Origin of the sequence: Streptomyces sp. NPDC006655 (genome assembly GCF_040703965.1) — a bacterium.
GTDB lineage: Bacteria > Actinomycetota > Actinomycetes > Streptomycetales > Streptomycetaceae > Streptomyces.
The window spans coordinates 1-13,532 of sequence record NZ_JBEYJU010000150.1; the positions used below are offsets into that span (position 1 = coordinate 1).

The 13,532-nt window shown below is 69.2% G+C and carries 10 protein-coding genes and 2 pseudogenes; 7 read left to right on the forward strand and 5 right to left on the reverse strand.

Annotated features, from left to right (window positions below):
- Positions 1 to 273 precede the first annotated feature (273 nt).
- Positions 274 to 1,851: a recombinase family protein gene (locus AB0958_RS41805; RefSeq protein WP_366895728.1), complete on the reverse strand. Its 1,578-nt coding sequence runs from the start codon at positions 1,849 to 1,851 to the stop codon at positions 274 to 276.
- A gap of 17 nt (positions 1,852 to 1,868) precedes the next feature.
- On the opposite strand from AB0958_RS41805, the pseudogene AB0958_RS41810 reads away from it, so the two are divergent.
- Positions 1,869 to 2,117, forward strand: a pseudogene (locus tag AB0958_RS41810) (LysE family transporter); the annotation flags it as partial.
- 34 nt (positions 2,118 to 2,151) lie between these two features.
- Here AB0958_RS41810 and AB0958_RS41815 read toward each other — a convergent pair.
- The 3 genes from AB0958_RS41815 to AB0958_RS41825 form a co-directional block, all read right to left on the reverse strand.
- Positions 2,152 to 3,276 (reverse strand): acyltransferase, encoded by a 1,125-nt coding sequence (locus tag AB0958_RS41815; RefSeq protein ID WP_366895729.1) that lies wholly within the window; start codon positions 3,274 to 3,276, stop codon positions 2,152 to 2,154.
- 350 nt (positions 3,277 to 3,626) lie between these two features.
- The gene (locus tag AB0958_RS41820; RefSeq protein WP_366895730.1) at positions 3,627 to 4,961 is read right to left on the reverse strand and encodes an alpha-2,8-polysialyltransferase family protein; all 1,335 of its coding nucleotides are present in this window, start codon (positions 4,959 to 4,961) and stop codon (positions 3,627 to 3,629) included.
- On the reverse strand, positions 4,958 to 5,935 hold the full coding sequence (locus tag AB0958_RS41825) for a glycosyltransferase family 2 protein (protein WP_132891370.1): 978 nt from the start codon (positions 5,933 to 5,935) through the stop codon (positions 4,958 to 4,960). The genes AB0958_RS41820 and AB0958_RS41825 overlap by 4 nt, the downstream gene beginning before the upstream one ends.
- 198 nt (positions 5,936 to 6,133) lie before the next feature.
- Here AB0958_RS41825 and AB0958_RS41830 point away from each other — a divergent pair, with 198 nt between their 5' ends.
- From AB0958_RS41830 to AB0958_RS41855, 6 genes and pseudogenes are all read left to right on the forward strand, one after another.
- Positions 6,134 to 7,456 (forward strand): DUF6716 putative glycosyltransferase, encoded by a 1,323-nt coding sequence (locus tag AB0958_RS41830; RefSeq protein WP_366895731.1) that lies wholly within the window; start codon positions 6,134 to 6,136, stop codon positions 7,454 to 7,456.
- 59 nt (positions 7,457 to 7,515) lie between these two features.
- Positions 7,516 to 8,775: an acylneuraminate cytidylyltransferase gene (locus AB0958_RS41835; protein ID WP_366895732.1), complete on the forward strand. Its 1,260-nt coding sequence runs from the start codon at positions 7,516 to 7,518 to the stop codon at positions 8,773 to 8,775.
- A gap of 15 nt (positions 8,776 to 8,790) precedes the next feature.
- Complete coding sequence (locus AB0958_RS41840; RefSeq protein ID WP_366895733.1) at positions 8,791 to 9,726, forward strand: N-acetylneuraminate synthase family protein; 936 nt, start codon at positions 8,791 to 8,793, stop codon at positions 9,724 to 9,726.
- Positions 9,727 to 9,772: 46 nt separating this feature from the next.
- A complete protein-coding gene (locus AB0958_RS41845) occupies positions 9,773 to 10,933 on the forward strand; it encodes a hypothetical protein (RefSeq protein WP_366895734.1) in 1,161 nt (386 codons plus the stop codon).
- Between the two features lie 74 nt (positions 10,934 to 11,007).
- Positions 11,008 to 11,412: pseudogene (locus AB0958_RS41850) on the forward strand (hypothetical protein); the annotation flags it as partial.
- 110 nt (positions 11,413 to 11,522) lie between these two features.
- Positions 11,523 to 12,074: a hypothetical protein gene (locus AB0958_RS41855; RefSeq protein WP_366895735.1), complete on the forward strand. Its 552-nt coding sequence runs from the start codon at positions 11,523 to 11,525 to the stop codon at positions 12,072 to 12,074.
- On the opposite strand, the gene AB0958_RS41860 is transcribed toward AB0958_RS41855, so the two are convergent.
- On the reverse strand, positions 12,043 to 13,344 hold the full coding sequence (locus tag AB0958_RS41860) for an acyltransferase (RefSeq protein WP_366895736.1): 1,302 nt from the start codon (positions 13,342 to 13,344) through the stop codon (positions 12,043 to 12,045). The genes AB0958_RS41855 and AB0958_RS41860 overlap by 32 nt on opposite strands.
- Positions 13,345 to 13,532 lie beyond the last annotated feature (188 nt).

Genomic DNA, 13,532 nt, shown 5'->3' on the forward strand with positions numbered 1-13,532 from the left:
TCCAGCTTCGCCCACTGCGCATTCGTCAGATCGTGCCTCCCCACGAAGTGGATCTTGACACATCAAGATCCACTTCTGAAACGCACCCTAGCACCCGGCGCATGGGCCTCGGGGTCGAGACAGGGGGAATATGCGCGTTGTAACCGTGATCCAGGATCAGGACGGTAGCCGGAGAGTTGTGGCTGATGTCGTCTATCCCTCCGAGAGTTGACGTAAGAAATGCCCCCTCCTTCCGGAGGGGGCATTTTGGTTTCGCGGAATGTGCCGGTTTGGCTAGCTCCAGTTGTTGTCCATCCTGATCAGTCGCTTCTCGACATCGTGCGGAATAATCAACCGCCCCAACAATTCCCCATCGTCCTGCTTTCCAAGTTCAAAAGTGATTCCGGCGCTCAGTAGATCTTTTTCCATGGCTTCTACACCACCGGTCTTCCAATGTTGACTGTAGGTAATACCGGTGCTTTCGTAGACCCACCTGTCTTTTGTGGACTCCGGGTCGATCTTCGTCAAGTCGTTCATGAGAGCGTCTAGCGTGGTCTCTGCCTTTTCGCGAATGAATCCGGCCTTATCGAACCTTCCGCCGGGCTCCAGCCCGGACATGTAGTAGGCAATGGAGTCTTCCAGTCGCTTCCGCTCACGCCTGTTCTCGTCGCCTCGGGCATACTCGCGGCGGATCACCTCGTAATCCCCCAGAGCCTCAAAGACGGCCTGCGCAAGAGCCGAGTACACATGCTCAGGGTCCGGTGTCACGAATCCTGGCTTCCGGCAATCGGGGCACCGCAGGTATCGATACTCTTTCACTTCGCCGGTAGATAGTGTCTTGTAGTTGTTCGTTTCGTTAACGTTTCTACCGCACTGGTGTTTCATGACGCCGAGGAATCTGGTGGGACGGCGGTTCTTCTCGTGATGGCGCTTGTTCTTCGAGCGGGTGGCAAGTGCTGCTTGTACGTTCTCGAACTCTTCATCAGTCAAGATCGGGTTATCCGTGACCATGATTTCCTGGCCGTTCTTGTCCAGTACCGGTGTGGATTTGTAGGTGACCGCTTTCGTTCCTCCCTCGGTGCGAAGCCCCTTAACGGCAGGATTCCTCAGGGTCCTGAGAACTTGCTGGTTGTTCCATTTCCCGTTGCTGTAAGTCGGAACCTTGGCCCTGTCTAGGACCTTAGCGATTCGGTTTGCCGGAACCCCCCGCATCGCAGCTTGGTACATGTAGCGCACTGCCCGCGCTTGCTTGGGGTCTTGTACTAGGCGGAGTTTCCCGCGCACCCTGCCAGTCTTGTAGCCATACGATGGCTTACCGATACGCCATTGGTCCTGCTGCTTAGTGTATTCCCAGTGGGATGAAACGCGGGTTTTGGTGTTGGCGGCTTCAATCTCTGCAACTGCCGCGACGAATGTCACCATTGCCTGGGCCATGGGAGATGACAGGTCCAGCGTGTCATTCAGGGAAATCAGGTTCTTCCCGAACTTCTCGCACCACTTGATGACCTCGTGTAGGTCGGAAATTCGCCTAATGAACCGGTCCAGCTTCCAGAACAGAATCAGGTCGAACTCAGGTATCCGGTTGTTAAGCCAATCTCCAAGTTCCTTACGCTCCCAAGGCGCTTTCTTGGTCGCGGAGACCCCAAGGTCCCTGGCCACGCCGACAACCCTGATGCCCTCTCGGATGGCATGGCGACGAAGGTCAAGTTCCTGCCGCGCTGGGCTGGTGGTGTCCTCCGTGAGGATGGACAGGCGTACCGACAGGAGCCCACGGGGTGCACCCTCCGGTAGCGCATCGTTGCGGGCCTGGAGTTCGGCCAGCTCTGCCAGTTCGTCAGGGGTCCACTCGGGAGCGGTCTTCGTAGCGATCATGGGCGCGAGCGTACAGGCAGTTGGATTTTGGAACGTTCTTCGTCCAGTTCGTCGACCCCGGCTACGCCTACCCGGCGCTGTCCTTCGTCGTCCTCGGCGCCTTCGCCCAGCTGGCCAGCTTCCTCTACCTCAGCGCCCTGATATTCAGCGGCACCCGGCTGGCCGAGGCGTTCCGCCGCCGCAAGCGGCTGTCGGCCACGGCCACCTCGGCGGCGGGGGTGCTGTTCCTCGGCTTCGCGGTCAAGCTGACGCTGGCCGGCGCCTGAGCGTCGCCCTCCCGGGCGCCGAGGGTCCCGGTGCCTAGCCGGTCGTCTGCGGTGTGGACTTCAGCGCCCGCTTCAGGCGGGGTCCGAGCGGCGTCTCCACGAAACGGTGGATCAGCCAGGCCAGTCCCAGCATGGCGCACACCGTGATCGCGAGCGTCGGCCAGGGCGGCAGCCCCCAGCCCCGGTGCAGCACCCGGATCGCGAACCAGCCGAGGTGTTCGTGGATCAGGTAGAAGGGGTACGTCAGCGCCCCGGCCGTGGTCAGCCAGGGCCAGGCCGCCCACCGTGTCCAGCCCGCGGCCACCGCCGCCACCGCCGCGTACGCGAGGGTGACGACCAGCATCACGACGTACGGGTCACGGGGCGAGCCGTGGTGCCAGGCCCCCTCGGTGGCCATGCGCAGTCCGAGGATCCAGGAGAGCGCCACGATGCCCCACGGCAGGGCCTGGTTGCCGAAGCGGTGGACCAGGTAGAGGGCGAGGCCGCCGATGAAGTACGGGGCGTACTGCGGCATCACGACCAGCTCGGTCCAGGGGCCGCCGGCCGCGGTGGAGAGCACGGTGGCCAGCGTCCACACCGAGCAGAACAGCACCACCCTGCGGTAGGTGACGCCCGGCAGGACGACGGTCAGGGCGAACAGCGCGTAGAAGCGGACCTCGACCCAGAGCGTCCAGCAGACGCCGAGGACGCGGGGCACGCCCATCGGCTGCTGGAGCATCGTCAGGTTGACCAGGAACTCGTCCAGCCGGACCGCGTGGACGACGGCGGGCAGCACCAGGGACGCGCCGGTGACCAGCAGCAGGGCCACCCAGTAGGCGGGGTAGAGGCGGGCGACCCGGGAGCGGAAGAAGTCGCCCAGCGAGCGGCCCCAGCTGCTCATGCAGATCACGAAGCCGCTGATGACGAAGAAGAACTCGACCCCCAGGTTGCCGTAGACGGCCGCCTTGGACAGGGTGGGGAAGAGGTGGGCGGGGGTCTGGTGCCAGGACGCGGAGACGACTCCGCCGCGCCCGGTGTAGTGGTAGAGGCAGACCATCAGGGCGGCCAGCAACCGCAGTCCGTCGAGGGCGAGAAGCCGGGGGCGCGGCCGTCCGGAGGGCACGGGGACGACGGCGGTCTTCGCAGGCGAGGGCGTCGTGGTGGAGGTCGCGAGAGACATGGTCTGAAATGCTTATCAGGTGCTCGGCGGTTCATCATCCCATCCGGTCGGGCCCGTCGCCGGGGAGTGGAAGACCCCGCCGACACCTGGACGAATCATAGGAAAGTCACACTAAACCTCGCCTTCATCCCCCTGCCGGTCGTACGCCGTTCACCGTGCGGACGTTCCGGCTTCCCGGTCTCTCCATCCGTCCCCTCGGTGCGGGCCACCGCGCCCCGCACAGCTGTTACACAAGCTTTGCCTGGCGGACCAGGACGACCGCCGCACGCCGAAGGGGCGGGTCCCGTCGATCGGGACCCGCCCCTTCGGGAAGCGGTTCGGCAGCGCCCGGAGAGGGGCGCGGAGGGTGCTCAGCGGCGCGCGCCCCGCCGCAGGCTGCGGGCCTTGCGGGCGACCCGGCGGACGGTCGCGTTGCGCGGGATGAACGCCAGTTGCGCGGGCACCCCGCCGGGCAGCGCGAGCGAGGTCAGGCGCCTGCGCTTGAAGTAGCGGATGGTGCGTTCGTTCAGGTGCTTGCTCAGATAGCGCTCGGTCTCGGCGCGCAGCTGCGGGTAGATCTTCGGCTGCATGGCGAAGCCCACCGCGCGGATCAGCGCGCCGAGCGCCTCGACGGACATGCCGGGACGCTGCTCCTCGACCGCCTTGCGGTCGGTCAGGTCGGGCACCAGCGCGTCGACGACGGTGACCGGGACCCGGTTGCTGTTCTCGTAGGGGACGAGCTTGTCGAGCAGCGTGTCCGTGCCGACCCGGGCGGTCGGCAGGCCGTACAGCGCGGACGCGGTGAGCAGCGCGGTGGAGAAGCAGCCGACGACCAGGGCGGGACGCATCTTCTGGTAGAGCACCTCGGCGAGGGCCGTGGTGTCCAGGACCGTGAGCTCCACCTTGAGCTTGTCGGCCTCCTGCTCCAGGATCCGGGCGAACCGCGCGGGGGCGGAGGGGTGCGGCTTGAAGACGACCTTGGTGTGGCCGAGCTGCACCGCGCCTCTCAGCATCCGCACATGCAGGTGCTCCTCCTGCTCGGGGGTGAGGATCTCGAGCGCGGAGAGGTACTGGCCGAGCAGCAGCGCCGGTTCGTCGATCTCGGGCAGGTCGTCGCCGCTGGGCGCGAGTTCGGCCAGCACCTTGGTGAAGGCCGCGGTCGGCACGACCTCGGCCTCGACGCCGAACTCGGTGAGCAGCAGCGGCTTGAGGCCCGGCACCAGGTCCAGGTGCAGCACCCGGTCCACGCGGGTGCCGACCAGCGGGTCGATCTTGTTGCGGGTCGGGCCGTAGCTCATCAGGCCGTCGGCGTAGACGGTGACCGGGGCGCCGGTGAAGATCTGGGTCAGGCTGAGCGAGGGGTTCACCTGGATCGACTCGACGGCGAACTCCACGTCGTCGTCGCCGAGCCGCCACTCGTGGCGCAGGAAGCGTTCCCACAGGGGCATGTCGTCCACCCGGGGGGCCCAGCCGCCCGGATGGAACGGGAAGATCGTCTCGTTGTAGGAGATCACCTCGTCGAAGCGGTCGCGCAGCCGCTCGAAGCCCGGCGCCTCCTCCAGGCCCGGGGTGATCTCGGGGGTCGCCGCGTTGTTGCAGACCAGCAGGATGCGCCGGTCGGCCGGGCGGAAGGCGCCGGAGTCCAGGGCGGCCGCGAGGGTGGCGGTGCCGTAGAGGGTGGACGCCTGGAAGATCTGGGTGGTCACGCGGCGGCTCCCGCGGGGGCGGGACGGCGGCGCAGCCGGCGCAGCTTGGTGGCCCGCTGGAGGTCCATGGAGTCCAGGGCCTCGTCCAGCACGTCCTGCGGCATGCGCCGCAGCGCGGCGGCACTCATGGATTTCAGCTTCTTCGCCACCGCGGGCTCGAACCTTTCGATGGATCCCAGGTGATGGGAAATGATGGCGCAATACGTACGGACGGCCTTCGGCAGGAGGTCCTTCGCGTCGGCATCCTGTGCGGTTTCCTCGATCACCTGGTCGAACGCGCGAATGAAATCGAGCTGACGGACGTCACCGATCTGCGTGAGTGAAGAGGCTACGCCACGCCGGTAGAAGACGCCGAGCAGGTTCACCGCGGCGAAGGAATCGGCTTCCCGGTGCAGCTTCCAGATCCACGGCCGGTCCTCGGCCGTTCGCAGTCCGTCCGTGAAATGCACGAGTCCCTTGTCCACCAGACGGCGGTGGTAGACACCCGCCCACGCGTAGGCGTAGTCGACGGAGGTGGACCGGTCGGCGGGCAGGATCGCGTCCCGCGGGTTCATCACGACGTTGCGCCGGCCGACCGGCACCCGGGTCACGAGCCGGGCCCGCGCCGTGCACTGCACATGGTCGGTGCGGACGAAGTCGCAGCCCAGCGACTCGATGGCGGCCACCAGGTCCGGGTAGTAGCCCGGTGCGAGCCAGTCGTCCCCGTCCAGGAAGGTCACGTACTCGCCGCGAGCCCTGTCGATGCCCGTGTTGCGCGCGGTGGCCAGACCTCCGTTCTGTTCGTGTCTGACATGGACCGCGCCGGGCAGCTCGCGCTCTGCCCGCGCGAGAATCTCTGGAGTCCCGTCGGTCGAGCAGTCGTCGACGAGAATGAATTCGAAGTCCTCACGCGCGTTCGCGCGCAGACTCCTCAGGGTGTCGGGCGCGTATTGCTGCACGTTGTAGAACGGCACGATGACGGAGAGCTTGACCACGTGAGGGACGTTAGATGAGCGCCCGTCGTGCGTCTTGACCGCCGTCTTGATACCAGGTGAACGGCATGTGGCGAGGTCGTGAACCGGGGCTTTTCGGCGGCCGATCCCTGGCTGATTCGCCATTCGGCGACGTGTTGTTAACCCTTTGTTGCATTCGGGTTCGGGAGATCCTCGGAATGGCTTCCTAGCGTCCTCGGTGTGCCAGTAAGTGCAACGAAGTCCCTGCGGGTGGCCGTCCTGGCGGATTCCGACACCAGGTGGAAGTGGGGCGCCCTCACCGCGAAGCGCCTCGCCCCGGGCGAAGGCGACGACTCGGACGTCCGGCTCGACGGCTACCTCCTGCGCGGCCGTGCCACCCCCACCGCCCGCCAGCTCCAGGAGGTCGGCGTCCACGCGGACTCGCTCCGCGAGGTGACGGCCGTCGAGTTCCTGAGAGAGATGGAGCGGCAGTCGTACGACGTCCTCGTCCTCTCCCTCGTCGGCGGCGGGGTGCAGGCCATGCTGCACGGGCTGCGTGCCGCCTGGGCCGGCCGGGAGAAGCGCCCCGTCGTCGTCACCGGCTACGTCGGCGTCGTCTACGAGAAGCTCGCCGACGGCCTGCTGCTGCGCCACGGCGCGGACCTGGTCCTCGCCAACTCGCGCCAGGACGCCGAGCGTTTCCGCGCGGTGTACGACGGGGTGGGCGCCGACTCCGGCGCGGTGACCGAGGTCGCGCTGCCGTTCCTCGGCGGAGCGCCCTACGAAGGTGAACACAAGCCCTACACCGTCGTGTTCGCCGCCCAGCCGTCCGTCCCGGACAGCCGCAGGGACCGCGCCTACCTGCTCGACCGGCTGATCCAGCACGCCCGCAGGCACCCCGAGCGCGAGGTGCTGCTCAAACTGCGCTCCAAGCCCGGCGAGCACACCACCCACATCGAGGAACTGCCGTACCAGAAGCTGGTCCAGGGCAAGGACGCGCCCGCCAACTTCCGGCTGGTCTACGGGCACATGGGCGAGGTGCTCGACCACACCGACCTCCTGGTCACCATCAGCTCGACGGCCGCCCTGGAATCCCTGCACCGGCGGATCCCCACCGTGGTCCTCACCGACCTCGGCATCCGCGAGACGCTCGGCAACCACCACTTCGTCGGCTCCGGCTGCCTCGCCTCCTGGGACCAGCTCGACGCCGGACACCGCCCGGTGGCCGACGCCGAGTGGGTCGCCCGGCAGGGCGTCGCCGCCGACGGCTCCTACGCCACGGCCTTCGACGCCGGCCGCGAGCGCATCGCGAAGCTGCTCGCCCGGCCCGGCGGACTGCCGCCCCTGAACCCGTACTACACACCCGAGACCGCGCCCGGCTACCTGCCCGGCATCCTGGCCCGCCACCACCTCGGCCCCGACGGTGTCCCGCTGCCCGGCGCACCCGCCGCCGACAAGGCCCCGGGACCCGTCCGCCAGATCGTGCGCCGGGCCGCGCGCGGCGCCTACCGCCACGGCGTCCAGCGGGTGGCCCCCGTGATCCGACGAATGGGAGAGCTGTGAGCGACCGGATCCCGCACCAGGCGTCGCCGGCGCCTGCCGGACCTGAAGGAACAGAGCCGATGCCCCACCTCGAAGGGGCGAACCTGCCCCGTGTCCTCGCCGTCATCCCCGCCCGGGGCGGCTCCAAGGGCGTGCCCGCCAAGAACCTCGCCCCGGTCGGCGGGATCCCGCTGGTCGCCCGCGCGGTCCGCGAGTGCGTCGCCTCCCGGCTGGTGACCGACGTGGTCGTCTCCACCGACGACCAGGCCATCGCCGCCGCGGCCCGCTCCGCCGGCGCCGAGGTGGTGCTGCGGCCCGCCGCCATCGCCGGTGACACCGCCACCTCCGAGGCCGCCGTCCTGCACGCCATGGACGCCCACGAGGCGCTGCACGGCGCCGCGGTCGACGTGGTGCTGCTCGTGCAGTGCACCAGCCCCTTCATCGTCCGCGAGGACATCGACGGGGTGGCCGGCGCGGTCGTCGAGAACGGCGCCGACACCGCCCTGACCGTGGCCCCGTTCCACGGCTTCGTCTGGCGCGACGAGGTGCACGCCCCGGTGCCGGCCGCCGCCGGCGATGCCGGTGGGGCTTCCGTGAGCGGCGGCTTCGGCGTCAACCACGACAAGTCGTTCCGTCCCCGCCGCCAGGACCGCCCCCAGGACTTCCTGGAGACCGGCGCCGCCTACGCGATGCGCGCGGCCGGCTTCCGCGAGCACCAGCACCGCTTCTTCGGCCACACCGAACTGGTGCGGACCGACCCCGCGCGCGTGCTGGAGATCGACGACCCGCACGAGCTCGCGCGCGCCCGCGCCCTGGCCCCGCTCTTCGACGCGGACCGCCCCGGCGCGCTGCCGACCGCCGACGACGTGGACGCGGTCGTACTGGACTTCGACGGCACCCAGACCGACGACCGGGTGCTGATCGACGCCGATGGAAAGGAGTTCGTCTCCGTGCACCGCGGCGACGGACTCGGCATCGCCGCCCTGCGCAGGAGCGGGCTGAAGATGCTGATCCTCTCCACGGAGCAGAACCCGGTCGTCGCCGCCCGGGCCCGGAAACTCCGGATCCCGGTCCTGCACGGCATCGACCGCAAGGACCTCGCCCTCAAGCAGTGGTGCGAGGAGCAGGGCATCGCTCCCGAGCGCGTGCTCTACGTCGGAAACGACGTCAATGACCTCCCGTGCTTCGCCGTAGCCGGCTGGCCCGTGGCGGTCGCGAGCGCCCACGACGTCGTACGCGGCGCCGCACGCGCGGTCACCACCCTGCCCGGTGGTGACGGCGCGATCCGAGAGATCGCCAGCTGGATCCTCGGCCCCTCTCTCGATTCCCTCCCGAAGTAAGGACACCCCACAGTCATGAGCAACTCCCGTCTGCGCCAGTTCGGTTCCCGTGAGGTCGGTCCCGGTAAGCCCGTCTACATCTGCGGCGAGATCGGCATCAACCACAACGGTGAGCTGGAGAACGCCTTCAAGCTGATCGACGTCGCCGCCGAGGCCGGCTGTGACGCCGTCAAGTTCCAGAAGCGCACCCCGGAGATCTGCACCCCGCGCGACCAGTGGGACATCGAGCGCGACACCCCCTGGGGCCGCATGACCTACATCGACTACCGCCACCGCGTGGAGTTCGGTGAGGACGAGTACCGCCAGATCGACGACTACTGCAAGACCAAGGGCATCGACTGGTTCGCCTCCCCGTGGGACACCGAGGCCGTCGCCTTCCTGGAGAAGTTCGACGTCCCCGCCCACAAGGTCGCCTCCGCCTCCCTCACGGACGACGAGCTGCTCAAGGCGCTGCGCGCCACCGGCCGCGCCGTGATCCTCTCCACCGGCATGTCCACCCCGAAGCAGATCCGCCACGCGGTCGAGGTCCTGGGCAGCGAGAACATCCTCATCTGCCACGCCACCTCGACCTACCCGGCCAAGGCCGAGGAGCTGAACCTCCGCGTCATCAACACGCTGGAGAAGGAGTACCCGAACGTCCCGATCGGCTACTCCGGCCACGAGACCGGCCTGCAGACCACCCTCGCCGCCGTCGCCCTCGGCGCCACCTTCGTCGAGCGCCACATCACCCTGGACCGTGCCATGTGGGGCTCCGACCAGGCCGCCTCCGTGGAGCCGCAGGGCCTCACGCGCCTGGTCCGCGACATCCGCATCATCTCCGAGTCCCTCGGTGACGGCGTCAAGAAGGTCTACGACTCCGAGCTCGGCCCGATGAAGAAGCTGCGCCGCGTCAACGGTGTCGTCGCCGAGGCGGAGATCGCCGCGGCCGCCGGCGAGCCGGTCCAGGTCTGAGCCGGGTCCGATTGATGTGTTACGACGACGGGACGGTCGTACGTCGATGAGCCCCCGCGCCGGGAAGTCCGGCCCCCACACCCTCGCGTTCGTCGAGAGTCCGGTGCAGCTGCTCAACGTGCTGGAGTGGGCGCACGTCCACGCCCTGCGCGGGCCGGCGGAGCCGATGCCGGCCGTGCCCAACCAGGTACGGCGCTCGGTGTCCGGCATACCTGCGCCCGGCGCGGAACTCACGATCGTCGTCCTGTCGCCGACGGACCCCATGACCCGGGGCCAGCTGCGCCGCATGGCGGACCTGGCCCGCGACGAGGGGTACCGGGTCCGCTGGGAGGAGGCGCGCGGTGGCACCACCGCCCCCTTCCAGACGATCGGCGGCCTGGCGGGCTCGCTCCGCCGGGCCGACCGCGTCGTCATGGGAGACCCCTTCTCCCGCTACGTGCAACTACTCCTGACCATCACCCGCGCCCGTGACCTGGTGGTCGTCGACGACGGCACGGCGACGATGGAGTTCGTCGCCCAGCTCGCCCGCGGCGAACGCCTGGTCCGCTGGCACCGCAAGGGCGGCAGACCCGGCGCCCGGGACCTGCTCTTCGCCCCGGTCTCCTCCTCCGCCCGGCGCCGGCTGACCCCCAGCGACCGCCGGCGCGTCGAGGTCTTCTCGTCCATGCCGATGACGGACACCCCGCAGGGCGTGACGGTCACCGCCAACGACTTCGGCTGGACCCGGGCCCGCTTCGGCCCGCCGCGCATCACCAAGGGCGCGGACATGGTCGGCACGTCCCTGGTGGAGACCGGCGTGGTCGACGGCGACCGCTACCTGGAGGCCGTCCAGACCCTCGCCAAGGCCCACGGCGCGACCCGCTACTTCGCGCACCGCCGCGAGAGCACCGAGAAACTCCACCGCCTCGCCGCCGAGACGGGCCTGGAGATAGTCCGCCCGGACCTCCCCCTGGAGCTCATCGCCCGCCGCGGCCCCATAGGCCGTACGATCCTCAGCTTCCCCTCCACCGTCGTGCACACCCTGCCCCTCGCCCTGGTCGGCACGGGCGTCCGGGTCGCCGTCTGCGACATCGACCCGACGTGGCTGACCCAGAACGCCTCACCCAGGGCCCAGGGCTTCCTCTCCGGGGTCACGGGCACGGCGAAGGACGTCCACCGACTGGCCGCGGTGACGAACCCGTCCCAGCCCCTGCTCACGCCCCCCTGATCACTGCCTCGCCGCGGGCGCGCCCCTGCTCCACGAAGCCGGACGCCCGCGGCCGTACCGGCCGGCACGGCCGCAACCCTATGACACACGGGCGCGGCCGTAACGCCGCGGCCATACTGGAATCGCTGGCAGCCGCCCTGAAGACCATCGACCGCGACAGCGCCGCGGTGTTCGTGCAGTTCGTCGACTCGTGCCCGGTTGATCCTCAGGCGAATCAGATGTGGAGGGATCTGATGACCGCGATGCAGTACTTCTGGCGGCACCCGCTGGCGGAGCAGGTGCGTGAGGAAGGGCGTGAGGAAGGGCGTGTGGAGCAGTGTGCCGAGATGGTCCTTCGTGTCCTGGAGTGGCGTGGCATCGCGGTGAGCGATGCGGTCCGGGAGCGGGTGGGCGCCTGCACCGATCTTGAGCAGTTGGAAGTGTGGGCTCGGCGGGCGGTGCATGTCGGGGACGGTGCGGAGCTGTTCGCCGGGGAGTGAGCGCGGTGATGGTCAAGACTGCGTCATGGGGCGCCGAGGGCTGAGAGGGGGAGGGGCGGCCGACGTACTAAGGGAGCAAGCAGACGCGACTCCCGACGAAGGGCGACTCCTTGATCCCGCGACGCATCGTCCCGAACCTGGTCGCGGGGCTCGCCTCCGCCTTCCTGCTGGGAGCGTGCGGCTCCTCGACCGCTGCCGCTCCGGCGGCTCCGGCAGCTCCGGCCTCGTCCGCTCCCGCGCCGCCCGCCACGTCGGCCGCTTCGACACCGGCCACCGGCTCCGGCCCCGTGAGCGGATCCCCGGACACCGTCACCTCCGTGACGGCCAGGACGCTGAACGGCGTCGGCATCGTGGTCACCGACGACAGGGGGCTGGCCCTCTACCGTTACGACAAGGACCAGCCCAGCCCCTCGAAGTGGACGTGCTCGGGTGCGTGCACGAAGACGTGGATACCCGTCATCGTGCAGGACTCCGTCCAGACCTCAGGGGTGGAGAAGAGCCTCCTCGGCACGGTCCACCGCAACGGCAGGACCCAGCTGACCCTCGCCGGCTGGCCGCTCTACCGGTACGTCGGCGACACGGCGGCCGGACAGGTCAACGGCCAGGGCAAGGACGGCGAGTGGTACGCCGTCACCCCCGCCGGAAAGAAGTCCGCGGGCTGAGCCCCGTGAGTCCGCTGACGGCCGACTTCCAGGACCTGTTCTGTTTGAACGGGATTTCGAAGATCTTGGAGAAGAGCCAGGCCCCGGCTGTCGCGAGCGGCAGGCCCACGGCGAGCGTGAAGCAGAACGTGGGCAGTCCGTGGGACACGTGGTGCGGGGCCACGCGGCGGATCACGGCCAGGACGATCGGCAGGTGGATCAGGTAGAGGCTGTAGGAGAAGTCGCCCAGGGTGCGGACAGGGCGCGCGGTCAACAGCCTGACCAGGAAAGCCGGTTGGCCGGTGGCGACCGCGGCCAGCAGCATCGCCATGGCCGGGGCGACGGCGAGGTCGATCCAGAAGTAGTGGTTCACCGTCCAGGCGGCACCCCGGACGGCACCGACGGCCAGGACGGGCAGGGCGGCCAGGACGGCGAGCCATCCCCACGGCAGACGTCGGACCCGGTCCGACGCGCCGATGATCCCCGCGCCCACCACCCCGGCCGCGAACACGGGCGCGAGGTGCGGGGCCAGCCAGTTGTCGCCCTCGACGGGGGACGCGCCGGCGGCCAGCAGCCCGTAGGCGACCACCGGGACCGTCACGCACGCGGCCAGGAGCGCCGCACCCCACCGACGACGGACGAACAGGAGGAGGGGGAAGAGGAGGTACAGCTCGGACTCCACCCCGATCGACCAGAACGCGCCGTTCGGCGTCGGGGCGGTGACGACGTCCTGGGCGACGAGGCCGTACACCAGTACCGTCTCGCCGGTCGGCGGCCCGAAGTGGGACGCCGGCACCACGAACCAGGAGACGAGCAGGCTCAGGATCAGCGCCGCCCAGTACGGGGGCAGGATGCGCCAGGCGCGCCGGCGCAGGAACCGGCCGACGCCACCCGGGTGCCAACCGTGCCGCGCCGGGGATATCGCCAGGGAGAACCCGGAGAGGACCAGGAAGAAGACGACGGCGAGACGCCCGAACATCAGACCGTCCAGCCACCGGGGCGCCGAGCTGTGGGGGTAGCCCGGGAAGGTGTACAACCAGCAGTGGAACAGGACGACGTACAGGGCCGCGAGGCCACGGAGACCGTCCAGGCCCGCCAGTTGCCGACGGGTGGGCGAGGCGTTCTGCGCCGCCCCCTGACCGGACGGGGCGGCGGCCAGGTCGAGAGCGCTGTCGGCCGGCCGGCTCGAATCCACTGAGATGGCGAAGCCCTTCCCCCGGTCGTCGAGCACCTCGCGCCGACGACGCCTCCCGGCGACCCGATGCCGCCCGCAGCACCAGGTACGTCGCATCACCCCGAGGCGTTCATCCCCGCCGGGATCGGCGCCCTGCGGACCCGGCGCCCTGCGGACCCGGCGGCCTACGGGTTCGGCGGCCTGCGGACTCGGCGGCCTACGGGTTCGGCGGCCTGCGGACTCGGCGGCCTACGGGTTCGGCGGCCTGCGGACTCGGCGGCCTACGGGTTCGGCGGCCTGCGGAC

Bases quoted from the DNA above. Each gene is read 5' to 3' on its own strand.
- AB0958_RS41860 (WP_366895736.1), bottom strand. From the start codon at position 13,344: ATGCGACGTACCTGGTGCTGCGGGCGGCATCGGGTCGCCGGGAGGCGT.
- AB0958_RS41815 (WP_366895729.1), bottom strand. From the start codon at position 3,276: ATGTCTCTCGCGACCTCCACCACGACGCCCTCGCCTGCGAAGACCGCC.
- AB0958_RS41805 (WP_366895728.1), bottom strand. From the start codon at position 1,851: ATGATCGCTACGAAGACCGCTCCCGAGTGGACCCCTGACGAACTGGCA.
- AB0958_RS41840 (WP_366895733.1), top strand. From the start codon at position 8,791: ATGAGCAACTCCCGTCTGCGCCAGTTCGGTTCCCGTGAGGTCGGTCCC.
- AB0958_RS41835 (WP_366895732.1), top strand. From the start codon at position 7,516: ATGCCCCACCTCGAAGGGGCGAACCTGCCCCGTGTCCTCGCCGTCATC.
- AB0958_RS41845 (WP_366895734.1), top strand. From the start codon at position 9,773: ATGAGCCCCCGCGCCGGGAAGTCCGGCCCCCACACCCTCGCGTTCGTC.